Raw genomic sequence first — 26,088 nt, 5'->3', positions numbered from 1 at the left:
ATCGACTAATTCGATCAAATTGCTTTCCATTTTTTTCATAATAAAAACGGTCCTTTCTGCTAAGACCGTTAATTTTTTTTAGCTCCCGTTTTAATGCAAAAGTAGTAAAATATGTTAGTAATTTTGAAAGGTTGTTTTATGACATCAAAACTAACAAAAATTAATATCAAAAAAAAATATTATGATTTTTTAAGCGTGAGCTTGCCGAAATCAAAAACTGAATTAGTAAAGAAATTCGTAAGGCTTTTTGTAGGTATAAATTTATTTATTTTTGTGCTTCTTATTAGTATAAATCCTCTAGAGTATTTTTTTAAAAATTCAATTGTAGGCCAGGACAATGTTCTTCTATTTAATTCGATTAATACATATTATGTAAATGTATTGATTATTATTAAGTCAACAATATTACTAGCAGCATTATTTGCAACCAATTTAACACTAATTATTATTCCTAAAAAAATTAATTTTGGCTATGTCAAGACATTGTTTTGAGTAGTGCCATTATTACTGACTTCTTTAGGGATAATGATTTTATTTTTTATTAATATTGAAATTAACTATTTAAATTTATTTTTAATTTCATTATTATTTTTACCATCATTAGGAATCATCTTTTTCTTAAATATTAAAGAAACAATTAGTGCCAGAAAACATATTCCTAAATCGCACTACTTAATTAATTGAGTTTCTAATATATCTAAATTAATTGGGTGAATTTTGTTCTTTGTTTTAATAGGTATATTTACTTTAGAAAATACAAATAATCAAGACTTAGAAAATAACTCATTGTGAAATTTAGTAAGTGGATTATTTGTTCAACCAATTTCAGATATTAGTATTGTAATAATATTTTTTGCAACAATTATTTCACTTGCATTAATAGCTTTAAGTAGCCTGAATAAAATCCTTTATTCAACAGTTAAAAACTATGATCATAGTGATAAAAAATATATTTTAATAACTAGTATCTTTATAGTAATTGCATTATCAATTGGAGTATTGTTAAAAGTATCAAATAATTTTATAAACCCAAATTTTATAAGGATAGTGGAATTTAATTTATTAAAACTGTATATTGCAATCCCATTATTTTTACTGTTTTTAATTGCATATGTATTAACGAATTATTTTCTAAGAAATAAAACACTAATTAAAAAGAAATACATTTTAAATATAAGTTTACTTATCGCTCAATTTGCATTTTTTATTTTAATTATTGTGAGTCCCGAAAATGATTCAGCAAACTTTAAAATTCTTGCCGTAAATATATTGACAGCTTTATTTATGTTATTGATATTTAAATTTACATCAAAGGAAAATTTATCTTTATTAGATTTAGCATCATTATCAATTAAAGTTTTTGGTTTAATCGTGTTGGTGATTGGATTAATTATAAGAACTCAAATATTTGATATTGGTAGATTGCTATCTTCAGAAAATTTATCAATTAATTTGACTGTTCAATTATCAATAGCAAGTTTAACTTTATTCTTTATACCAAGCCTTCGAATTGTTTGAGAAAGAATAAACGTAACAAACAAACGTATGAAGAAAGTAACTTACGCAAGTAAAAATAAAGGAGTTTAAAAATGAAAGAATCTAAAAAAATAACAACTGTAAACGAGAAATTAATGAAGCATAATGACTTCGATAAGATAAAGAAAGAACCAAATTTTGTAAATTTTGAAATGTTATTGGGTTCAACAATGTTGTACACTAATACACCTCCACAGTCGAAAATAATTTCAGAGTTTCGACAAAAAATTGAAGAATCGATTAAATTAAAATCTCAAATTAAATTTGCTTCATTTATCATTACGTGAACAAAAAATTTAAGATTTAGTCTAACTAAACTAATACCAACACTAGATAGTAAGGAATCTTCAAATATTAGTACATTGAATTTATCAACATCATCTACGGAATCACTAAGAAACTTTTTAGTTACACTAAACAAACTAATTACTAAATCAGTAAATGAAAAAAGTGTTGTTGAAGTTGTTCCTGGTATCTCTATACATAAAGATCAAACAGGTTCATTAAAAATTAATTTTGCAAACGAAATTCTAAATACACAGAGCGATAATGCAAAAAAATAAAATAGAATTAAAAATTAAAAACTACATTAAGCTTAAAAAAATACTTGAATTAAAACGAAGTGTTTCATTGATACAAATTAACAATTTACAAAAAAGAATTTCGTACATCATGTATGGCTTAGACAATCATTTGGATATCATTACATTACATTCAAGAAAATTTAGTAATTTAGGTAAATTTTATATAAGCAAAAACGAAGTACTAAACATACCTAATAAAATAGCTGGTAATTACTCTAAAAAGCTTTTTGTCTATTTTACTGATTCACAAAAATATACAGAAAATTATTATAAAAATACAGATAATTTTATTATCGAAAATCACAATGAATCTAATCTTTATATACCAGTTGGAGTTGATGCGCAAAAATTTTTCGAAAAAACTTCATTTAATATTTTATCTTCTTATCAAAATCTAGATGATATAAAACATAAGAGTGAATTAGCTAATAAAATAATTGAATTAATCAAATCTGATCAACTAGAAGAAGTTATATTTGTTGTAAATAGTAATAAATTTCAAAATTTCAATATCAAAGTTTTTCCACTTACCAGTAATTTGTTTGCTAAAAAATACAATCAAAATAACTTAAACAAAATAGATACAACAGATTTTGTTTTAGATAAATTTGATATGGAATCACTTATTTTTTCTTATTTAATAAGTTTTATAAATTTTGCAATATTAGAATCATCATTTTTGAAATGAAAAAATAAACTAATTGATGAAAATTCAAAAATCAAGCAAATAGATGAAAAACAATTGTTAATGAAAATAGCATTGCGGAAACAAATTCAGAATGATCAAATTGAAGAAATTAATTTAATTTCTGAAGGAAACAAGAAAGAAACTAATTATGAATAATCGTTATACTTTGCAAATCATTGGAAATAGTCAAAAAATTGAAATAGAATCTGAAGCCAGCATAAAATATTATTCTGCAGAAGAAGAAAAATTTGTGAATGTAACTGAAAATGCAGTTTTTGATTTTAATAATAAACTTCTTCAAATAAGTACAAAAAGTAAGACTAAATATATTTATGTAAATAGCGGTATCGGAATTTCATCACAAAATTCTTTTCAAATTATTACAAGTGAAAAGTTTATAAATCTAAAAGAAGACAAGGTAGCTTTTGGAAACAATGAATTTGTCAAAAAGTTGGTACATGAAATTGATTTATTAAAACTTAAAATCATTGAATCTAAAGATAATAGTTATCTATCCGAAAAGGAAATTAGGTCTCAATTGCTTTTAAAACAATTGCAATTGAAATATCGACTTATATAAGGAGAAATGATGAAAGCAAAAAAATTATTTATTTTTAGCTCAATGTTAATAGGTGCTGGATTGTTGGCAACTGCAAGCATGTCAACAATTCCTAACACAAGTGTTGTTAATCAAATTCAAAAACAAGAAGAAGTAACTACACCTCCAAAACCAGATCCGATTAATGCTAGAGAAATGGCAAAAAATAAGGAATTTATTGATCGTAACATTCCTATTGCGATTGAAGAAATTGTTGGTAGAATTGTTGCAATTTTAAGTACAGAAATAAACAAAATTGAAAATAATGAAGAACTTGAAGTTGAAAAGAAAATAGCTGGACAATTTTACTATTCTAAGTTACAAGCTTTTTTACAAGATAATTTAACTAATATAAAAAGTGATCCACAAAAATACGGATTCACAATTGTATATCCGTTATTATTTGCCGAAAATCTTCAATTAAATATTGGTGCACTAGATTATAACAATAATAAATTAGAAGGTTTTTCATGAGGTAATACCGAAAATAGTAGTTATGACAAAGTATTGCCAAAAGAAAGCAAAACAGCAAACCTTAATTACTTAAATACTTTAGATGCCGAAAAATATGAAGCGTTATGAAAAAATTACAAATCGGATTTAGATAAAGAAGCATTGCGACTTTTATTTAATGAAGAAGATCAACCTAAATTTGGAACTCAATTTACACTAGAACGAAAAATAGTTGATGGTCAAACTGTGTTCATAGGTTCAGATCCTAAAAATATTGAAGGTATAACTACTTGAGATGATTACATTATTAGCAAAATTAAACCAAGATTTTTAGATTTTGATATTCAACAAAACCTGAAAAATCAAAACCGGGAAGATACACCTCCAATTATTATACCAATTGAAGAAAAAGTAGATTTTACAGCTCCTGATACACCAGGCATTGAAATCACAAGTGATTTTGAAATCAGGGATATCCCGAGTCTTGCTCCATATTCACATCATAGTTATTCAAATTTATCACCAACTGAATTTGTTACAAAATATAATTCATTAGATCAAGTAAATAAAGATTCAGCATTGTTTTTCGATAACCCTATTAATAAAAGGTTTTCTAACAAAGTAAATAGTGTTATTTTAGATGACCAAAATAGAGCTAGTGTAAATATAACTTTAACTGACAATTTATTAAAAAGTAATTCACGCGATTATAGAGCGATTGTCCCTAACCTTTCTAGTATTACACCTGATTTATTAACTGTATATAGATTTAATAGTTATCGAATAATTTTATCTGAGTTCAATAAAATTCAAAATTCCTTTACAGTTAATGATAATTTTGATTTATCAAAAATAGAAGGTTTTTCAACAAAAGGTATTGCAAAAATTTACAATAGTCTATTTGGATTAACAAAGATGATTTTTTCAGAATCATATTTAAAAGCTAAAGAAGACTTAATTGTTAAATATTCTAAACTAGCTTATACAAACGAAAATATTAGATCATTTGGAAACGAATTAAGAACACTGTTTTATAAATATATACAAAATAGTACGATTAATGATGAATCATTTATAGGTTATATATCTTCGATAAACGGAGACAAAATTGACACAGTAAATAACTTTGTTAAAAATTTAAATGAAGAAAGTATTGCAAAAATCCAAGCATTAGGAATTGACTTAAATTCATTGCAACAAGCATTAACATATTTGAATTTGCAAGCAACATTAATTAAAGAAATTACATACTCACCAAATCAAGATCCTGAAGATCCTTTTCAAAAATATCTTCAATATAGTATTAATACAAATGTAGTTTCTAAACCGATATTAGAATTAATTGATTTGTTAAAAAAAGAAAGCACCGATCAAGCTGCAGTAACAAAAATTCAAGATTCATTAGATAAAAATAATGCCGTATTGTCACAAGATACAAATACAGTAGCTATAGCTGCATCTGCAGCAGTAGGAGCTGCAGCATTAACCTTGTTATCAGCAATAGGTTTAGGAATAATTTTAAAGAGAAAGAAATAATATGATAAAGAAATTAGTAGTTGAATCAATTATAGATTACATAGTAAAAATAAGAGGTTCTTATGGTTTTCACGAAGGACAATTCTTCCAGATAAAAGGTAGACCTAATGCAAGTGCATACTTAATAACGGCCCAAAACAATGTAGCTTATTTATTAATTGATCAATCAAAAGAAGAATGAAAAATTGGTGATGAAGTAATTGAAAATAATGCGATGTCAAATGTAATTACATCCAATGAATTTTTTGGAAATGTAATCAACATATTTAATCAAGTTGTATTGCCACAACCAAAAAGTTTTACTACATACATTCCGCAAAAATCTAACATTTATACCAAGCCTAGAAATATGATGCAGCGTACAGGTTTAAATGAACAATTACAAACTGGATTTTTAGGAATCGATTTATTTACACCAATTGGATTAGGTCAAAGACAGTTAATAATCGGAAATAGAAAAACAGGAAAAACCCACATTGCTTTAAATACAATTATTAATCAGCGAGATAAAGACACAAAATGTATTTATGTTTCAGTAGGTCAAAAGCGAGAAAACTTAGCAATGATTTATGAGACATTAAAAATCAACAATGCACTAAAAAATACAATAATTTTAGATGCACCAGCAACAAGTCCATTCCAGCAGTTTTTAGCACCATATATTGCAATGGCACATGCTGAAAACTTAGCAAGTAAACATAATGTTTTAATTGTCTTTGATGATCTTACAACTCACGCAAATATATTTAGAGAAATATCTTTATTAATTGATAAACCTATTGGAAAAGAAGCTTTCCCTGGTGATGTATTTTATCTACATTCAAGATTACTAGAAAAAAGTGGGAAGTTTAAAAATGGTTTTTCAATAACATGTTTACCAATTGTAAAAATTATTAATAATGATTTAACTTCATTAATTGCTTCAAACATAATTTCTATCACTGACGGTCAATTAGTTTTAGATAGTGATTTATTTGCTCAAGGTAAAATGCCAGCTATTAATTTTGATTTATCTGTTTCAAGAACTGGTTCATCAGTTCAAAAACCTTTCATGGTTAACATTTCTGCTGATTTATCTAAAATTTATTTAGCTTACAAAAAACAAACTAAATTAGCTAATTTGGATTATGAATTAAACCCAGAAATTAGTGAATTAATATTTAAAGGTAATGAAATTGAAAAATTATTGATTCAGAAAAATTACGGTTCTTATTCAAATGAATTTTTACTTTTAAGTAGCAAAATTATTAGTTGAGGTATCTTGAAAAGCGGACCTTTATCTGAAAATATTAAAAAACTAATTTCGTTATTTATTAAAAAAGATCCAATGGCTTCAAATATTTTTGAAAGCTATTTAAAAAATATTAATTTTAACGAGGACTTAGCAAGAAATTATTTTGCAAGTGTTGTAAATAGATATTTATTAAGCAAAAATGAAATTGATTTAGTCAAGCAAGATCTTGAATTTATCCCAATGAGTGAAACAGTATTTTCACAATTGTTAAAGGAAGTGGAAAATGGCAAGTAGAGTTATAAACGTTTTAACAAACGTAGTTGAATTGGAATTGGATCTGCAAGACCAGGTTAGTTTGAAAATTGATAATATTTTCAGATCAAAAGTTAATTCAAATATTTTGCAATTGAAAAAAATAATTTCAAATGACCACATTTTAGCTATTGTAATTGATGCAGAAGTTGAAATTAGAATTGGTGATGTATTCGAAAATACTAAAAGAAGTATTTTAGTACCAGTAGGTCAAAATGCTAAAAATAAAGTTTTTGATATTCGTGGTAATGAAATCAATACTGGAAAATTACCTGATTCAAAATTTATCGAAATGAATTCACTAGCAAAAAGACCTAAGTCAGTTAAACCACATAATCAAATTATGGAAACTGGTATTAAAGTTATAGACTTTTTTATCCCAATCATTAAAGGACACAAATTAGGTATTCTTGGTGGTGCCGGAGTTGGTAAAACAGTTTTAATGAAGGAAATAATTTTTAACTCTAATAAAGGTAAAACAAAAACTAGTTCAATTTTTATTGGTTCAGGTGAACGTTCACGTGAAGGTCTAGAATTATATGAAGAATTAAGAGAATCTAACCTTATGAAAAATACAACTATGTTCGTTGCTCAAATGAACGAAAGTCCTGGAGCAAGAATGAATATAGTGCCAATGGGAATTAGTGCTGCTGAATATCTTAGAGATTATGAAAAAGAAGATGTTTTTGTATTTATCGATAACATCTATCGTTTCTTACAAGGAGCAAATGAAATTTCATCTTCATTAGGTAAAAAGCCATCTTTAGGTGGTTACCAATCAACTTTATCTACAGATGTAGCTGAAGTTCAAGATAGATTGCATGCTAGTCAAAATAATGCTATAACTTCATTTCAAACAGTATTTTTACCAATGGATGATTTATCTGATCCTGCTGCCGTTGCTTTATTTGATCACTTAGATGGAACACTAGTTTTATCAAGAGAACAAGTTGCTAAAAACTTATATCCTGCTTTTGATCCACTTTCAAGTAATTCTAATAGCGTTAATCCACAAATTATTGGAGAAAAACATTTCCAAGCTATTTTAGAAGCAAAAGCAATATTACAAAAATATAAAGAACTTGAAGATGTTATTTTGATTTTAGGTATTCAAGAACTTGATAAAGAAAGTCAAATTATTGTTGAAAAAGCACTTCAGTTACAAAACTTTTTCACTCAAAGATTTTTCGTTGCACAAAACTACACTAAACAAGCTGGTGTATACGTAACTTTAGAAGATACTGTAAATTCAGTTATTGAAATTATCAATGGTAAATACTTAGGTGTTCACCCAGAAAAATTCAGTTTTATTGGAACTACAAGAGATTTAGCAACAAAATAGTTACCAAATTACAAAAATGCTGATTTTTTGATTTAAATAAATAAAAATCAATATTTTTCTAAATGTAATATAATACGGGCGAAAAATAGGAGGCCAAATGAGAAGAAAAACAAAATTACTAATTTTGACAGGTTCATTAGTCGTAGCAGGTTCAGGTGCAATTACCGCTGCAACAATTTTAGGAGTCAGACTTTCTAGAAATGATACAGCTGGTGTCGAATACAGCACAATTGCTCCAACAAAAATAATCGAACATGAAAAGCCTCTTACAGATGAAGAGATTCTTGCTAATAAAACTAAAAAAGAAGAAGAAAAACCTAAAGAAGAAGTTCCTACTCCACCAGTTGAAGAAACTCCTGTTGTTGAAGAAGAGCCGGTTGTAGAACCGCCTGCTCCGGAACCCGAACCAGAACCAGAACCACCTGCTCCGGAGCCTGAAAAAGAGCCAGAACCAGAGCCAATACCGGTTCCTGAACCACCTAAAGAACAACCACCTGTAGTTGAAAAAGAACCAGAACCGGCTGCACCTAGTACGCCAATTGGTTCAGGTGCTCAAAACGTTAAACCAACAACAGCTGAATTACTAAAAATGTTAAAAGATAATGGTGAATCAGCAGAATTAGCTAAAGGTTTTACCACAGTAGGTGGGGTTGGTACTAATTCTAGACGTCTAGGTAAAAACTCTTCGGTATCTCAGCCAGATAAATTCGATTACGAATCACTAAGTGCTGGTTCACAAGATTCAGCTGTTGTTTTATCTGCTTTAATTAGAAATGGTGTAACTTTAGATAATTTACCTAAATTAGAAGAAGCTGTAAGCATGAAAGATCTTAACAGTTTAAAAGAAAATTCATTACGTTGAACTGGTAATAAAGTATTAAATTTTGAAGGTAAAGATCTTGAAGAGATGCTTAAAGATTTTAATGATAGTTTAAACGTTCAACTTCCGCAAAACGAAGTTTCTCCAACAAGGTATTCTTTAAATGATGTAGTAGCTCTTGCTAAAAAAGATACTGCAAATCAAGAATTAACTTATATTGAGAAAATAATTAAAGAAAGAATTAATACTTATTTAGAAAAACATAAACCTAATGGTATGACAAAAATTCAAGATGTAAAATTAAAAACTAGTTTTACACCATGAGAATTAAGTGAATTAGAAAAGGGGTTAGTTCCTTCAACAATGAATATTGATGGAACTCTAGGTGCTGTTTGAAGTGCTAGAGCAGCTTTTGTTAATGATGTTCAATTTAGAACAACACAACAAAACATGAATCGTTACTTAAGTATTGAATCAAATTGAGAAAGAACGTTTGATTCAATCATGAATTTAGATTTTGCAGCTTGAAAAGGTGAAGCAACAAATTCTGGTTATTCTAAATCAGAAGCTATAACAATACCGGGTTATGAAGAAATTGCAAAATTATATGAATACAAAAGTCTCCGTGATGCAAATAACCCAAGAGAATATCGTTATATTGTTGAATTAATTCGTTCAGATAAATTAACTAATGGTAAAACAATTAATACATTAATTGGAAAAGTTGAAGAAATTGTTAAAAATAGAAATAGTAGTTGAAGCAGAAACGAAACTGGATTAATGTTAGCTATTAGAAACATAAATCCAAAAACTGTTGATTTTGTTGAAAATGTTGTTCAATACATGCCAAATACTATTAAGTCTTTAACAATGTTCTATAACAGTAATGATCCAAAAGCAATTCATGCTTTAATTAAAAACAATAGTTATGATACAAGAAACAATACATTAAGAGAATTGAATCTTTATACAGATACTGATCGAAATATTGATGATAAAAATACCGCTGTTGAAAGAATTTCATCATTAACTAGAATTGATCCAAGAGTTTACCAAAGAGTTAATCCAGGTGCTTATGATTACAAATATAATTCAATATTTTTAACAATGGCAGTTTCAAAACCAGAATCAAGAAATACTGTTAGCGAAATAATGCGTTATGTATATGTAACTGCAAAAGACAGACGAGAATTCCAAGGGTCAATGGGTGGTTCTGGAGCTTATCCACTAAAATGAGATTTTAGAGATGCTAACATGTGGGAATTTAATAATGTTACAATACCACCAATTAGTAATTTTAGTCAATTTGAAAAAGTTACTTTTTCTGCTATACCATCAGGTAGTAAAACGCTTTTATATGACTTTACAAATTTAAAAATTGATAATTCAGGTAGAGTAAGAGCTGAAGTTGGTAATCCTAATTATGGTATGTTTTATGCAAATACACCTGTAGCAGAAATGGATGATGGTGCTGAATCATGAGAAAAAGATCCAAACGGTATTACATTACAAGTCATTGGCACATCAAGTCGTGGTGTTCAAGCTGATATTACTACAATTAATAATACAGCTAATGCATCATGACAATATATTCGTCATTTAAATTTAGAGCCTGTTAAAGGGAAAAATGGTAGCCCTGATATATCTAATAAATTTACTGAAGAACTTGTCAAATCAACAACATGATCTGTTGTTATAAGAACCATTAAAATAAATGGAAAAGTATTAAAAGCTGGTACAGATTACCAAGTTGCTACAGCTTAGAAAAGAGATTGTAATGAAAATAAATAAAAGAACATTACTTCTAGCATCATTACCAATTGTTGCATCAGCATCTATAATAATAGCTGTATCATGTAGCAACAATTTAACACCGGAAACAATTGAACCAATTGAAACTAGCCCTAATCAGCCAGTTACACCGACACCAACTCCGACACCGGAACCAACTCCAACTAATCCAACACCGTCAAATCCAGATACTGGTAGTCAAAATACAAGTCCGCAACCTGGTCAACCCGGAGCAAATTCAGGTACACCAGGAAATTCTACCGATCCAGATTTTGGAGACAATGATCCATCTGAAAATCCATATGATAGTTTCGTAACCGAAAGAGCTGAACCTACATTTAAATCTGACATTCCAGCAATAAATTCTAGAATCGAAAGATATACAACTCCAAATTACAATGGTAGAGGTATAGTAGAAACAGGTGATGCAGCTAAATTTATCACAATTGATTCTGAAAGTTACAAAGATGTAAAAAATGATCAATATGAAACTTTAAAAGATTATTCATTTAAAGTTGAAATTGATAGAAATGAAAAACAAGCTGAAAGAGATCAATTTAAATATGAATCTGGTACTGCTTGAGTTTTAGATTACATAAAACCTGAAGATGGTTCATATCCATTAACTTGATTCTTTGGAACAAATTTGCACGTAATTATTAATATGGATTTTAGTAAAGGTGGAGAAAATGCCAAAAAACTAGGATTACAATTTAGATTTAGAGATATTGAAAATCCACTTGATACTGCTATTTTATCTAACTATCCAGAATTATTTTTTAGCGCTCATAATTTTTTAGGTGATTCAATTGAACTTAATCCTATGATAGGAAATTATTATTTTGAAGACCAGTTTAATTACAAAGATGTAAAAAATTATGCTAAAGATTTTGCTGTAATAAAAGTGCAATTTAAAGATGAAAATGAAGCAAAACATATAACAAGAGGCTTTGCTACAAAATATCCTAGTCCAAAAATTCAATTTCCAAAAACTAACATTTTAGATAAAACAAGTGAGGAAATTGCCGCTTTCGATCAAGCATATGTACTTGGTTATGCTGGTACTTCAGCAGCACCTACAATTAATAAACGTGTAGGTGATGTAATATCAAATAAAGGTTCAAAATATTCTGATTTAGTGCGTAGTTATATGATTACCAATGCTTACGGCCAAAGAATACCTGGTGTATATGATTCAATTTACATAAATGGAAATGCGATGGCAACATTAGATACTCCTACATCATCTGGCATAAAGTATGCTTTTCCAAATGATTTTTGATTAGCAGGAGATTACTACCACCGTTTTGGAATGGGTATTGGTTTTGAAACCGATAATCTATTTCAAGGAGCTTCAGGTTCATTATCTATTGATAATAACTTTAATGCTTTAGGAATTCAATGAGGTAATGAAGGAACAAGTCAAACTGGACTTTTAGAAACCTTTACATCCAAAGAAGTATTGAATGCCCAAGGAAAAAGAGTATTTTATGATTATGATTTAATAAACGGTGGCGGTAAATTGCAGACTCGCTCTTTCTCAAGTTTATTAAAAGATCAATTCGCCGGAAAAACATCATTTTTATTCGGGAAATTACCAGAAAAGAATAGTGCTTAGGTGCTATTTTTTTGTTTAAATTTTATGATTTAGGAATGTGTTTTGACGTTTGTAATTAGTCACTTTTTCAAAAGTCTAATTGATATCTTTTACCGCATTCCGAATTAGCTAGTTTAAAAATTAGATAATTAAAGGTATTTTTTTAAGATTTGTAATATAATTTGGGCGAAAATCAGGAGATCACATGACAAGAAAAACAAAATTACTTATTTTGACTAGTTCATTAGTAGTAGCAGGTTCAGGTGCAATAACTGCTGCAACAATTTTAGGAGTCAAATTATCAAGAAATGATACAGCTGGTGTTGAATATAGCACAATTGCTCCAACAAAAATAATTGACCATGAAAAGCCTCTTACAGATGAAGAAATTTTAGCTAATAAAACTAAAAAAGAAGAAGAAAAACCAGTTGAAGAAACTCCTGCTCCGCCAGTTGAAGAAACTCCGGTGATTGAAGAAGAACCGGTTGCGCCAGAGCCTGAACCCGAAAAAGAACCTGAGCCTGAGCCGCCTGCTCCTGAACCCGAACCTACTCCGGAACCCGAACCTGTTCCCCCTGTTCCTACACCACCTGTTGAAGAACCTCCTGTAGCTGAAAAAGAACCAGAACCTGCTGCACCAAGCACGCCAATAGGTTCAGGAACTCAAAATGTTAAACCAACAACGGCAGAATTATTAAGAAGATTGAAAGATAATGGTGAATCAGCACAATTATCTAAAGATTTTGTAACTAAAGGTGGAGTTGGTACTAACTCAAGACGTTTAGGTAAAAACTCATCAGTATCTCAGCCAGATAAATTTGATTATGAATCACTAAGTGCTGGTTCACAAGATTCAGCTGTTGTTTTATCAACTTTAATTAGAAATGGTGTAACTTTAGATAATTTACCAACTTTAGATGAAGCTGTAAGTATGAAAGATCTTAATAGTTTAAAAGAAAATTCATTAAGATGAACTGGAAGTAAAGTTTTAAATTTTAATGGTCAAGATTTAAATGACATGCTTAAAGAATTTAATGAAAGTTTAAATGTTCAACTTCCTTTAGATACAGTTTCTCCTACTAGATATTCTTTAACTGATGTAGTTGCTCTTGCTAATAAAGATAAAAACGGTCAAGAACTAACTAATATTGAAAAAATTATTAAAGATAGAATTAACACTTACTTAGCAAAACATAAACCAAATGGAATGACTTCAATTCAAGATGTAAAATTAAAAGAATCTTTTAGTGCTAATGAAATAAGTGATTTAGAAAAAGGACTAGTTCCTTCTTCAATGAATATCGATGCGACTTTAGGTGCTGTTTGAAGTGCTAGATCTGCTTTTGTTAATGATGTTCTATTTAGAACTACACAACAAAATATGAATCGTTATTTAAGTATCGAATCAAATTGAGAACGAACATTTGATTCAATTATGAATCTAGATTTTGCAGCTTGAAAAGGCGAAGCAACAAATTCTGGTTACTCCAAATCAGAAGCAATACCAATTCCAGGATATGAAAACATTGCAAGATTATATGAATATAAAAATTTACGTGATCAAAACAATCCTAGAGAATATCGTTATATTGTTGAATTATTAAGGTCTGATTTATTAAAAGAAGGTAAAACAATTAATACCTTGATGAACGAAGTAGAAAAAATTGTTAGAAGTAAAAATAGCAGTTGAAATAAAAATGAAACTGGATTAATGCTAGCGATAAGAAACATAAATCAATCAACAGTTAAAAACGTAGAAGCTGTTGTTGAATTTATGCCAAATACAATTAAATCATTAACTATGTTTTACAACAGTAATAATCCAAAAGGTATTCACGCTTTAATTAAAAATACTAATTTTGATACTAAAACAAATACTTTAAGAGAACTTAATTTATATACTGACACTGATAGAAATATTGATGATAAAAATACAGCTGTTGAAAGAATTTCAACTTTAACAAGAATTGATCCAAGGGTTTATCAAAGAGTTAATCCAGGAGCATATGATTATAAATATAATTCCATTTTCTTAACAATGGCGATTTCAAAACCTGAACCAAGAAACGTTATTAGTGATACTATGCGTTACGTTTATGTAACTGCTAAAGACAGACGTGAATTTCAAGGTTACTTCGGTGGAGCAGGGGCTTATCCAATTAATTGAGATTTTAGAGACGCAAATATGTTTGAATTTAACAATGTTAACATTCCTTCTATAAGTAACTTTAGTAAATTTGAAAAAGTAACTTTTTCTCAAATAAAAGATAAAACTCTATTTTATGATTTTAGAAATTTAGTAATTGATAATTCAGATAGAGTAAGATATGAAATAGGAATTCCAAGTTACGGAATGTTTTATGCAGATACAGCTGTTGCAGATAGAGATAATCGTTCAGAATGAGCTACTGATCCTAATGGAGTTACACTTAAAGTTGTTGGAACTTCAAAAAGAGGAGTTGCTGCTGATATTAGAACAATAAATAATACTGCAAATGCTTCATGGCAATATATTCGTCATTTAGATTTTACACCGACTGTTAACAAATCAACAGGCGAAACAATTACAAATGATTTTACAGAAGATATTGTAAGAAGAACAACATGAGCACCGCTTATTACAACCATTAAAATTAACGGTAAAACTTTAGTTGCTGGTACTGACTTTTCAGTTTCAGCTTCTTAGAAAGGTATTATTATGAAAATACGAAAACGATTACTTTTAGCAGCTTTACCGATTGTTTCAGCAGCATCAATATTTATAGCTATGTCATGTGATAACAATTTAGGAAACATAAGTACACCACCAACTGAATCGAATCCAAACCCAGTTGTTCCTAGTCCTGAACCTAGTCCTACTACACCAAAACCTGAAAATCCAGGTACTGGAGCTAATAATACACCTACTCCTGGAAATCCAGGAACAAATCCTAATCCACCAAGCAATACAATAGAGCCTGATTTTGGAGATAACGATCCAAACATTAATCCGTATAATAATTTTGTTACAGAAAGAAGTAAGCCTTCATTTGAATCTAATATAAAAGCTATTAGTTCTAGAATTGAAAGTTACACAACACCAAATTACAATGGTATGGGTATAGTCGAAACTGGTGATGCAGCTAAATTTATTACAGTTGATTCTGAAGGTTACAATGATGTAAAAAATGAGCAATATGAAACTTTAAAAGATTATTCATTTAAAGTTGAAATTGATAGAAATCAGAAGCAAAAAGATAGAAATGAATTTCAATATGAAGCCGGTACAGCTTGAGTATTGGATTATATAAAACCTGATGATGGAACATATCCATTAACATGATTTTTCGGAACAAATTTGCACGTAATTATTAATATGGATTTTAGCGAGGGCGCAAAATATGCTAAAGAACATGGTTTGCAATTTAGATTTAGAGATTTAAATGACAGATACGATAGTGTATCTTTAACTAATTATCCAGAACTGTTTTTTAGTGCTCATAATTTTTTAGGTGAATCAATTCAGCTTAATCCTATGATAGGTTCATATGCATTTAGTGATACTTTTGATTACCAAAATGTAAAAAATTATGCTAAAGATTTTGCGGTTATAAAAATTCAATTTAAAGATGAAGAAGAAGCAAAACTTGTTACTAGAAATTTTGCCACTAAGTATGAAAATCCTAAAATTAAATTTCCAACAACAAATGTTTTAGATAAAACAAGTGAAGAAATCGCTTCTTTTGATCAAGCATATGTCTTAGGTTATGACGGTCATTCTGCAACTCCAACAATTAACAAAAGAGTAGGAGATGTAATTTCTGACAAAGGTACAAAATATTCTGATTTAGTGCGCAGTTACATGGTAACTAATGCTTACGGTCAAAGAATACCTGGTGTGTTTGATTCAATTTATATAAATGGAAATGCATTAGTGACATTGGATGAATCAACTAGATCTGGAATTAAGTACGCTTTTGCAAATGATTTTTGATTTGCAGGCGATTACTATCACCGTTTTGGAGTGGGTATTGGTTTTGAAGCGTCTAATTTATTCAAAGGAGCTTCTGGGTCTTTATCAATAGATAATAATTTTAATGCCTTAGGAATTCAATGAGGTGGTGAAAATACAAGTCAAACAGGGCTTTTAGAAACATTTACTTCAAAAGAAGTATTTAACGCACAAGGAAAAAGAGTTTTCTACGAATATGATTTAATAAATGGTGGAGGTAAAACTCAGACTAGATCATTTTCAAGTTTATTAAAAGATCAATTTGCTGGAAAAACATCATTTTTATTTGGTAAATTACCACAAAAGAATAGTGCTTAGGCACTTTTTTTTACTTGAATTTTAAATAAAAAATTTAACTAAATTTAAATAATAGAAGCTGGTAAAAATTAATTTAATTAAAGATTATTATTGTGAAATAAAGCATTTCGTTAGTTTGAACCATCAATCTTATAACGATTTACAACTACACTTTTCTTAGCTTGAGTTAGTGATATAAATCCGTTTATTAAATCTTTTAGTTGGACATTATTTTCTTTTTGATAATAGTCATTTAGTTTGTTCATTCAACCTGAAGCAGAGATGTCGACATTTATATATCCAAAATAAAGTGTATATCCTGAGTAGGCACTTTGATATCTAAAAAAATCATATTTATATTTGTTTATTCTAAATTTTTTGTCGAAACTAAATTGAGTTAAAATCAAATTATTCTCACTAAAAAAATCCTCATCATATTTTCAAATAAGAAGATTTAACAATCTTATATTGTTTTGCTTTGTGAAAAGATCATTTCAGTTAATTTTTTGATCTTGTTCAGTATTTGTTTTTTTGATTGAATAATCAAATAAATTTTCATTTTTAATTTGATCTGAAAAATTACTTTCGGTGTTGTAAATTGCTATTTGTTTTTCAACAAATTGCCTTAATTCTTCATAATTCGAAATAATTATGTCTTTTGATTGATATAATTTTCCGAATTCAGTTGAATGTTCTATATCAGTATAGTCTAAGCCATAAATATTATCAAAAATGGTTTCAACTGATTCCTTGTTACGTGAAAAATTATGTGGATATCCATAATTAGCAATAGTGTATTCTTCATTAAGATATACTTTTTTTTCTTGTTCTTGTGAATAAGCTCATCATTTTTGAAAATTCTCTCAGTCATTGTACCCGAAATTACAAGACACCATTGAAAGTAAAGGGATCGAAATTGTTGATATAATAATGTATTTTAATTTTTTAATAAATTTCATCAGTTCCTAATTCTCTAACTAAATATGTGAAAGCAACTTCATGATTATTTCTAAACAAATTAAAATCTTCTACTTTTCGGTTATAAATTTGATCTCTTCGAACAACAAACCTATATCTACCTCCCGAATATGTATGATGGGTTATTTTATCTACGTTACTATATTTCGAAGATGTATATGCAACTGTCTTTCAAATGAGTTCATCTTGGTCATAATCTATTGACAATTTTTTCAAATAGATATTAAAATTAGATTCAACCGAATTTACACCAATTGAATTAGGTATAAAAACTTTTTTATTTAAAATATTGCTTTTTACCAATTCATTTAAAAAATCTACAATTTTTGGAAAAACTGTAACAATTATTCCAACATTTGAAGGCAAAATTAAAAGATCTAATAACCTAAAAGTTGTGTGTTTTTTAAAAATTATTTTTGCCATGTCCATATTATATATTTTTAGTTTTTAAGTTTATTGAATGATTATAAAATCTAAAACTTTTGAAATTTATTGTTAGAGTTCGGACCACCAATGGGGGCTTAAAATTTGCAATGCATTTCCTTTAATTTCGCCCGTTTTCATGCACAATAATCAAATACTTCTTCGTCATGTTAAAATATAATTAGATATTTATAAAAGAGTCAATTGATGCAATTGTAGTATCATATGGACAAAATTGGAGGTCATGTGACAAGAAAAACAAAATTACTTATTTTAACCGGTTCATTAGTAGTTGCAGCTTCAGGTGCAATAACTGCTGCAACCATTATGGGTGTTAAACTTTCAAGAAATGATGTAACCGGAGTTGAATATAGTACGATTGCTCCAACAAAAATAATGGACCACGAAAAATTTCTTACTGATGAAGAAATTATGGCTAATAAAACTAAAAAAGAAGAAGAAAAACCTAAAGAAGAAGTTCCGACACCTCCTGAAGAAGAAGTTCCGCCGGTAGAAGAACCTCCAGTAAAAGAACCGCCTGCTCCGGAGCCAGAACCTGAACCTGAGCCCGAACCGGAACCGCCTGCTCCGGAACCTGAAAAAGAACCAGAACCCGAGCCTGTACCGGTTCCGCCAACACCTCCGGTTGAACAACCGCCTGTTGCTGAAAAAGAACCAGAACCGGCTGCACCTAGTACGCCAATAGGTTCAGGAACTCAAAATGTAAAGCCAACAACAGCTGAGTTATTAAAAAGACTTAAAGATAATGGTGAATCAGCTGATTTAGTCAAGGATTTTCAAACAAGTGGTGGAGTTGGTACAAATTCAAGACGTTTAGGTAAAAACTTAAATGTAGCTCAGCAAGATAGATTTGATTATGAAGCTTTAAGTGCAGGTTCTCAAGATTCAGCTGTTGTTTTATCTACTTTAATTAGAAATGGTGTTACTTTAGAAAATTTACCAACTCTAGATGAAGCAGTAAGCATGAAAGATCTTAATAGTTTAAAAGAAAATTCATTACGCTATACAGGAAATAAAGTTTTAAATTTCAACGGCCAAGACATAAAAGAGATGCTTGAAGATTTTAATGAAAACTTAAATGTTCAATTACCACATGCCGTAGTACCACCAACTAGAAATTCATTAAATGATATTATCAAACTCGCTGCTAAAGAAACAAGAGGTGAAACTTTAACAACTACGGAAATCCAAGTTAGAGACAGAATTAATGCTTATTTAGCAGAGCACAAGCCTAATGGTATGACAAAAATTCAAGATGTTAAAGCAAAAGTTGAATTCACACCTAAAGAATTAGAAGAGTTAGGTAAAGGACAAGTTCCAAATACTATGAACATTGATGCGACTTTAGGTAGTGCATGAAGTCTTAGAGCTGCTTTTGTTAATGAAGTTCAATTTAATGTAACTAAAAGAAATATGAATCGATATTTAAGTATTGAATCTAATTGAGAAAGAACATTTGATTCAATCATGAATTTAGATTTTGCTGCTTGACCAGGAGAAGCAACCGGTTCTGGTTATTCTAAATCTACAGCTATAGAAATTCCTGAATACGAAAAAATTGCAAAGTTATTTGAATATAAAAACCTTAGAAATGCAGATAACCCAAGAGAACACCGTTATATAGTTGAATTATTTAGATCTGATTTGTTAAAAGATGGCAAGACTATTAATACCTTAATGTCAACAGTTACATCAATTATTAAGAAAAGAAATACAAGTTGAGACGAAAGAGAAACAGGTTTAATGTTAGCTATTAGAGACATTAATAAATCAACAATTGATAAACTTGAAAACGTTGTTGAAAATATGCCTAATACGGTTAAATCATTAACAATGTTTTATAACTATAATGACCCTAAAGCAATTCATGCTTTAATTAAAAATAGCAATTACGATACTAAAACAAATACTTTAAAAGAACTTAATTTATACACTGATACTAACAGAGCAATTGATGATAAAAACACAAGTGTTGAAAGAATTTCTACATTAACAAGAATTGACCCAAGAGTATACCAAAGAGTTAATCCAGGTGCTTATGATTATAAATATAATTCTATTTTCTTAACAATGGCGGTTTCAAAACCTGAATCAAGAAATACTGTTAGTGACATAATGCGTTATGTATATGTAACTGCTAAAGATAGAAGAGAATTCCAAGGGTCATTTGGAGGTTCTGGCGGATACCCAGTAAATTGGGATTTTAGAGATGCCAATATGTGAGAGTTTAACAATGTTAGAATTCCGCAAATTAGCAATTTTAGACAGTTTGAAAAAGTTACTTTTTCAAAAGTTGAAGATGGTGTATTGTATTATGATTTCACGAATTTAGAAATTGATAATTCCGATAAAGTTAGGTATGAATTTGGTATTCCAAGTTATGGTATGTTTTATGCAGATACAGCAGTAGCTGAAGATGAAAATACTAGTGGTAAAACCGGAATTACATTAAAAGTTGTGGGAACTTCAAAAAGAGGTGTTAGTGCAGATATTCAAACTATAAATAATACAGCTAATGCTTCTTGACAATATATAAGACATTTAGATTTCACGCCAACTGTTCACAAAAGAACAAAAGAAATAATTACAAATCAATTTACTGAAGAAATTGTAAAAAATACAACTTGGGGGCCTTTAATTAGAACAATTAAAATTGGTGACAAGACATTAGTTGCCGGGACAGATTTCAAAGTTTCTGCAGGCTAGAAAGATATAACAATGAAAATTAGAAAACGAACAATACTATTTGCAGCATTGCCGATTGTTTCTGGGATGTCAATTTTGGCAGCGATTTCATGTGGCAACAATCTTGGAGAAGTGAATCCTCCAGCTGAAACAAATCCGAATCCTGTTACTCCTACTCCTGAAACACCTGCACCGACACCAGAACCTAATCCTCAAAATCCTACTCCAGGAAATCCAGGAAATACTACACCACCAAATCAACCTGGTGGACCTGGGACAAACTCAGGAACACCTCCTAGTGAAACAAATCCTAGTTTTGGTGATAACGATCCAGGTTTTAATCCTTACGATGGCTTTGTTACCCCAAAAACTGAACCAACTTTTAATTCAGATGTTACTGCTATTAGTTCTAGAATTGAAAATTTTACTACTCCGAATTACAATGGTATGGGTATAGTAGAAACCGGAGATGCAGCTAAATTTATTACAGTTAATTCTGAACAATATCAAAATGTAAAAAACGATCAATATGAAACATTGAAAGATTATTATTTTAAAGTTGAAATTGACAGAAACGAAAAACAAGACGGTAGAGAAGAATTGAAATTTGAAGCTGGTACTGCTTGAGTTTTAGACTATATAAAACCAAGCGATGATACCTATCCATTAACATGATTTTTTGGAACAAATTTGCACGTAATTATCAATATGGATTTTAGTGAAAATGCTACATATGCAAAAGCTAATAAATTAGAATTTAGATTTAGAGATCTTACCGGAAATACTGACGATAAAAAAATACTGTTGTTTTAAGTAATTATCCAGAATTATTTTTTAGTGCTCATAATTTTTTAGGTGATTCAATTGAACTTAATCCTATGGTTGGAAAATATTATCACGATGACCAATTTGATTACAAAAATGTAAAAAATTATGCTAAAGATTTTGCAGTTATAAAAGTTCAATTTAAAGATGAAGAAGAAGCAAAACATGTAACTAGAAATTTTGCTACAAAATATAAAGAACCTAAAATTAAATTTCCTAAAACAAATGTTTTAGATAAAACAAGTGAAGAAATTGCAAAGTTCGATCAAGCATATGTGTTAGGTTACGATGGAAACTCCTCATCTCCAACAATCAACAAAAGAGAAGGCGATGTACTTCCAAATAAAGGATCGAAATATTCTGATTTAGTAAGAGCTTATATGATTACAAATGCTTACGGGCAAAGAATTCCAGGAATATATGATTCAATTCATATAAATGGAAATGTTATATCTAAGCTAAGCGCTCCAACTAAATCTGGTATTAAATACCGGTTTCCAAATGATTTTTGATTAGCCGGGGATTACTATCATAGATTTGGTATGGGAATTGGTTTTGAAACTGATAATTTATATAAAGGAGCTTCAGGATCATTATCAATTGACAACAATTTTAATGCTTTGGGAATTCAATGAGGAAACGAAGGAACTAGTCAAACCGGATTATTAGAAACATTTACTTCTAAAGAAGTGTTAAATGCTGAAGGTAAAAAAGTTTTCTACGAATATGATTTAATAAATGGGGGCGGTAAAACTCAAACTAGATCGTTCTTCAGTTTATTAAAAGAAAAATTTTCAGGACAAAATTCATTTTTATTTGGAAATTTAAAAAACGAGAAATAGTGCACTGCACTATTTTTTTGTTTTGTGTATGCATTGAATTTACCTATAGTATTATTAAAGTTTGCTATTTTGTTTTATAATAATTTAATGTTAAAAAAATTTAGTGCCGAACTAAAAAAGCAATTTGTAGAACAGCATAGAAAAAATGTTGCTGAAAAATTAAGAAACTATATCACTAGTAAAAAGATGGAAATTAATTTATGTATTAGATTTTTTTTGTCTAAATATTATTTAATATTTTGAATAATATCCATGGTATTTGGATTGGTTCTTTTTATCGTTTGAACAAGATTATTCGATGATAATGATGAAATTTTAAATCCTGATTTAACAATTATTTTAACTGTTTCATTAGGACTTACAATTGTTTCGTTTTTTAGTTTAATAATCATTAATCCAATTAGAAAAAAAGCAAGTTCTATTCTTAATAAAAAAATAGATCACAATGAGTTTTTCAGATTAATTTTTGAAGATTTAGGTGAGTTTAAATTTCACAATAGTAAAGATAAATTATTACCTTCACTAGTTAGATATAGACGAGTTGGTTTTCCAGAAATAGGAAAAGATGCAACTATATTTAAATATTCTCCATTATTCAGTTTTGAATTTAATGATTATTTTGCGCGATTTCAAACACAAGCATGAACTTGGGAGCATATTTTAAATAGAAAAAAAACTAACATTTATGCTAATGTGGGAATGTTAGAATTGGAATTAAATCATGAAACAAGTAAAGAATTTAATGAGTTTCAATTTAGCTTAATTCAAGACTTAACTAAAAATAGTTTATTACATGATTTTTATACATCTAATAGTGAATTTGACGAACGCTTTAAATTAAGAACAAACAATGACCAAATAAGTTCTTTAATTTTTAATGAAGATGTTCAAAATGGAATGCTTAAAATTGCTAATTCAATTGACTTACTTCATTTTCAAATTCAAAAAATTGAAAATTCAATTTTGATTAAATTTTTACCATCTTCACCAAGAGTATTAAAACTTAATTTTCACTATGCTGATAATTTTAAAAAAGAAGTTGATTATTGAACTATTAATACATTAAATGAAATATATCAAGTTTTTGCTTTAATGTCATTAGTTATTAGACCTAATTATGAAGTTTCTTGTTTACAAGAACAATGTGTATTAAAGCAAGAAAAAATCCTTGACTAATAGAATTACCTATTAAATGTCAAGGATTTTTTTAATTATAGTTTTGCGATAAATTCATCTACTTTAGCAAAATTAATTTGGTTGTGAACATTTTCTAAAGCTTCAACATAAAGTACTTTTGAATCTTTATCAACAACGATAATTCCTCTATTAAGCAACATAATATCATTAATTAAGAAACCACTATTTTTACCAAAATCATGGAATCTATAATCTGATAAAGTATTAACATTATCAACACCGTTAGCTCCACATCATTCTGCTAGTGTAAAAGGCAAGTCCATAGAAATTGAAACTACATCAATTTTATCTTTATATTTATTTGCTAATTCACTTAATCCGTGTGTCTGTTCATCACATGTTTTTGTAGAAATAGCCGGAAATGGGCTAACTACTGTTAATCTTTTAGGTTTAAATTCTTCAACATCAAATGAAGTATTAATACCTTTAAATTTTAAAGTTTTTCCTAGTGCAATTGGGTCACTAAATAGTTTGTATTTTATTTTTTTAAATTCTGTTGTCATGTTTATCTCCTATATAAACATTATAATCAAAATGTAAATATAAGTTAAATTAAAATAGCGTTTTTTATCCTAATAAATTAAATTAATATAACTTTTTGATTTATTTGCCTAGTCTAGAATCAAATAGATTTTAATTTTAAAATGGTAAACTAGCTAATTTTTTTATCAATTTTTACTATCTGATAGTGAATTATAAATAAGTGTTAAATTGAAAAATAAATAATTAATTAACCTTTATTTGCATTTTTAATTCATGTATTAATTTGGCTATGAATTTTATTTACAATGTCAATTTGTTTTTTTCCTGTAAGGTCAAATATTTGAAAATACAAAAAATTAGTAAAAGGCTTAAATTCAAGTCTAATTAAAAAATCATTTTCTGGATTAATAATCATAAAATAAGTTTCATTAGCGTAAATATTAACTTGGTTTACAATTTCTTTAAATAAACCATTAGCAATTTCGCTTATTAAGCGCTGTGCGTTTTCTTCGTTCGTAATAAATCTGTCTTTAATTTGATATATTTGCTTATATAAACTCAAAGTATGATTTAAAACATTAGCCAAAGCACCTCTTTGAGTTTTGTAATAATTCATCAATTCACTAAAAATTACTATAAATTGCAACTGATCATAATAATTTACGCTTGGACTATTAAATTTAAATAAATTATCTCTATTCATTGAAAAAAGTAAATATGTTTTATCTAATTTTTTATTATCAAATTTTTCAATTGGGTATGCTTTTATTTGATATTTAATAATTATTTCTTGCAATAAAATAATTAAATAATTAGGAATCACAATATAGTTTTTATCTGATAATAACCTTTTGGTTTTTAAATCTAATAAATATAAATCTAAAAATAAAATTAATAATTCTACTTCTTCTAAAAATTTAAACTTGTTTCCTATGGATATTGCTACACCTAATTTTGTTCCGGATGTATCTGTAATATAAAGTAAATCACTACCTGTTTTAGTAGCGTCTCTTAAATATCAATTCAAAGGTCTGAATGCAAATAAATTAGGTATTTTATGTTTGGAAATGTTGTATTCAAAATCTAAAGATCCTAATATTTTCCCAGCTAAATGCGTAAATGATTTAGATGCATTAGCTAAATATACTGATATCTTTTTTTCATCATTATTTCTTTTTGCTAAAGAAATAATTTTATTTTTATATTGAGCAAATATTTCTTGCTCTTTTAAATAGATTGGAGCTTTTCTTATTTTACGTACATCAGTATTTGGATTCATGTGTAAAATCATGTTGGCTATTTGTTCATATACATTTAAATTTACTGATACACCTTGACCGTCAAAAATTGTTAGTCGATATTTATTTTGTTCACTTTGGTAATTAAAATAAAATGCAGCGTCAAAAGATATATTGTTGTATGCTTCATTAACAACAGAAGGAAGTATTTGTGTATTTTCGAATCTAAAAACTTTGAAGTTTTTTTGAGAAAGAATTTGATGCGTTAAATCTGCATAATGATCTAAATCATCATTATTGTTATATGCAACTAAAATATTTAGATCCTCTACATCTGAAACTAAATTTACAAACGCTTGAACAACTAATGAAATAATAAATTCATTAAAACCATGATTGCCTAATTTTTCAAAAAAAATAAAACCTCTTTCGTTATAAAATGGTTTGTCAAAAAAGTCTCGATTTTGCTCTAGATTTGAGTCTATTTTTTTTAATACTCTTAATGCTTTATTATCATTTTTATAAAACTCAAATCATTGATTTAGTCTGGATATCATTATTTTATTTTAACTAAAAAAGTTGGCATTAAATTTTTTATTTCAGAATTTGAGATAAAG

Annotated in this window: 19 protein-coding genes; 15 read left to right on the top strand and 4 right to left on the bottom strand. The window is 28.3% G+C overall.

Features of this window, described 5'->3' with window-relative positions; genetic code table 4:
• Positions 1-138: 138 nt before the first annotated feature.
• From CG473_RS03690 to CG473_RS03640, 11 genes are all read left to right on the top strand, one after another.
• Positions 139-1,587, top strand: coding sequence for an MSC_0624 family F1-like ATPase-associated membrane protein (locus CG473_RS03690; RefSeq protein WP_094254966.1), 1,449 nt, complete (start codon positions 139-141; stop codon positions 1,585-1,587).
• Positions 1,588-1,589: 2 nt separating this feature from the next.
• On the top strand, positions 1,590-2,099 hold the full coding sequence (locus tag CG473_RS03685; RefSeq protein WP_094254965.1) for an MSC_0623 family F1-like ATPase-associated protein: 510 nt from the start codon (positions 1,590-1,592) through the stop codon (positions 2,097-2,099).
• Complete coding sequence (locus tag CG473_RS03680; protein WP_094254964.1) at positions 2,086-2,964, top strand: MSC_0622 family F1-like ATPase gamma subunit; 879 nt, start codon at positions 2,086-2,088, stop codon at positions 2,962-2,964. Before CG473_RS03685 ends, CG473_RS03680 begins: the two co-directional genes overlap by 14 nt.
• Positions 2,957-3,388 carry a hypothetical protein gene (locus CG473_RS03675; RefSeq protein WP_094254963.1) on the top strand — a complete coding sequence of 144 codons (432 nt, stop codon included), beginning with the start codon at positions 2,957-2,959 and terminating at the stop codon, positions 3,386-3,388. Before CG473_RS03680 ends, CG473_RS03675 begins: the two co-directional genes overlap by 8 nt.
• A gap of 9 nt (positions 3,389-3,397) precedes the next feature.
• Complete coding sequence (locus CG473_RS03670; protein ID WP_094254962.1) at positions 3,398-5,395, top strand: MSC_0620 family F1-like ATPase-associated subunit; 1,998 nt, start codon at positions 3,398-3,400, stop codon at positions 5,393-5,395.
• A gap of 1 nt (position 5,396) precedes the next feature.
• The gene (locus CG473_RS03665; protein WP_094254961.1) at positions 5,397-6,923 is read left to right on the top strand and encodes an MSC_0619 family F1-like ATPase alpha subunit; all 1,527 of its coding nucleotides are present in this window, start codon (positions 5,397-5,399) and stop codon (positions 6,921-6,923) included.
• Positions 6,913-8,283, top strand: a complete 1,371-nt coding sequence (locus CG473_RS03660; protein WP_094254960.1) for an MSC_0618 family F1-like ATPase beta subunit — start codon at positions 6,913-6,915, stop codon at positions 8,281-8,283. Before CG473_RS03665 ends, CG473_RS03660 begins: the two co-directional genes overlap by 11 nt.
• Before the next feature lie 97 nt (positions 8,284-8,380).
• Positions 8,381-10,867 carry a hypothetical protein gene (locus CG473_RS04275; protein ID WP_094254959.1) on the top strand — a complete coding sequence of 829 codons (2,487 nt, stop codon included), beginning with the start codon at positions 8,381-8,383 and terminating at the stop codon, positions 10,865-10,867.
• A gap of 13 nt (positions 10,868-10,880) precedes the next feature.
• On the top strand, positions 10,881-12,512 hold the full coding sequence (locus CG473_RS03650; RefSeq protein ID WP_094254958.1) for a DUF31 family putative serine protease: 1,632 nt from the start codon (positions 10,881-10,883) through the stop codon (positions 12,510-12,512).
• A gap of 184 nt (positions 12,513-12,696) precedes the next feature.
• Entirely contained in the window at positions 12,697-15,177 is a 2,481-nt protein-coding gene (locus CG473_RS04190) for an IgG-blocking virulence protein (RefSeq protein ID WP_133510006.1), read from the top strand.
• Between the two features lie 12 nt (positions 15,178-15,189).
• Positions 15,190-16,800: a DUF31 family putative serine protease gene (locus tag CG473_RS03640; protein WP_094254957.1), complete on the top strand. Its 1,611-nt coding sequence runs from the start codon at positions 15,190-15,192 to the stop codon at positions 16,798-16,800.
• A 110-nt stretch (positions 16,801-16,910) separates the two neighbouring features.
• On the opposite strand, the gene CG473_RS03635 is transcribed toward CG473_RS03640, so the two are convergent.
• Positions 16,911-17,738, bottom strand: a complete 828-nt coding sequence (locus CG473_RS03635) for a hypothetical protein (protein ID WP_094254956.1) — start codon at positions 17,736-17,738, stop codon at positions 16,911-16,913.
• The gene (locus CG473_RS03630; RefSeq protein ID WP_094254955.1) at positions 17,725-18,180 is read right to left on the bottom strand and encodes a hypothetical protein; all 456 of its coding nucleotides are present in this window, start codon (positions 18,178-18,180) and stop codon (positions 17,725-17,727) included. The genes CG473_RS03635 and CG473_RS03630 overlap by 14 nt, the downstream gene beginning before the upstream one ends.
• A 246-nt stretch (positions 18,181-18,426) precedes the next feature.
• On the opposite strand from CG473_RS03630, the gene CG473_RS03625 reads away from it, so the two are divergent.
• From CG473_RS03625 to CG473_RS03610, 4 genes are all read left to right on the top strand, one after another.
• A complete protein-coding gene (locus CG473_RS03625) occupies positions 18,427-20,907 on the top strand; it encodes an IgG-blocking virulence protein (RefSeq protein WP_133510005.1) in 2,481 nt (826 codons plus the stop codon).
• 12 nt (positions 20,908-20,919) lie between these two features.
• Positions 20,920-21,699, top strand: coding sequence for a DUF31 family putative serine protease (locus CG473_RS03620; protein WP_094254953.1), 780 nt, complete (start codon positions 20,920-20,922; stop codon positions 21,697-21,699).
• Positions 21,696-22,553: a DUF31 family putative serine protease gene (locus CG473_RS03615; protein WP_208107026.1), complete on the top strand. Its 858-nt coding sequence runs from the start codon at positions 21,696-21,698 to the stop codon at positions 22,551-22,553. Before CG473_RS03620 ends, CG473_RS03615 begins: the two co-directional genes overlap by 4 nt.
• Positions 22,554-22,640: 87 nt before the next feature.
• Complete coding sequence (locus tag CG473_RS03610; RefSeq protein WP_133510004.1) at positions 22,641-23,729, top strand: hypothetical protein; 1,089 nt, start codon at positions 22,641-22,643, stop codon at positions 23,727-23,729.
• A gap of 35 nt (positions 23,730-23,764) precedes the next feature.
• Here the strand turns inward: CG473_RS03610 and CG473_RS03605 are convergent, their stop codons facing one another.
• Both CG473_RS03605 and CG473_RS03600 read right to left on the bottom strand, forming a co-directional pair.
• Positions 23,765-24,253, bottom strand: a complete 489-nt coding sequence (locus tag CG473_RS03605; protein ID WP_094254950.1) for a peroxiredoxin — start codon at positions 24,251-24,253, stop codon at positions 23,765-23,767.
• A 227-nt stretch (positions 24,254-24,480) separates the two neighbouring features.
• Positions 24,481-26,028: an MAG5620 family putative phospho-sugar mutase gene (locus tag CG473_RS03600; RefSeq protein ID WP_094254949.1), complete on the bottom strand. Its 1,548-nt coding sequence runs from the start codon at positions 26,026-26,028 to the stop codon at positions 24,481-24,483.
• Positions 26,029-26,088 lie beyond the last annotated feature (60 nt).

Source organism: Mycoplasma testudineum, assembly GCF_002245785.1.
Classification (GTDB): domain Bacteria; phylum Bacillota_I; class Bacilli_A; order Mycoplasmatales; family Metamycoplasmataceae; genus Mycoplasmopsis_B; species Mycoplasmopsis_B testudinea.
The sequence above is the reverse complement of the archived record's forward strand: the minus strand, read 5'-3'. Positions and strand labels throughout refer to the sequence as shown.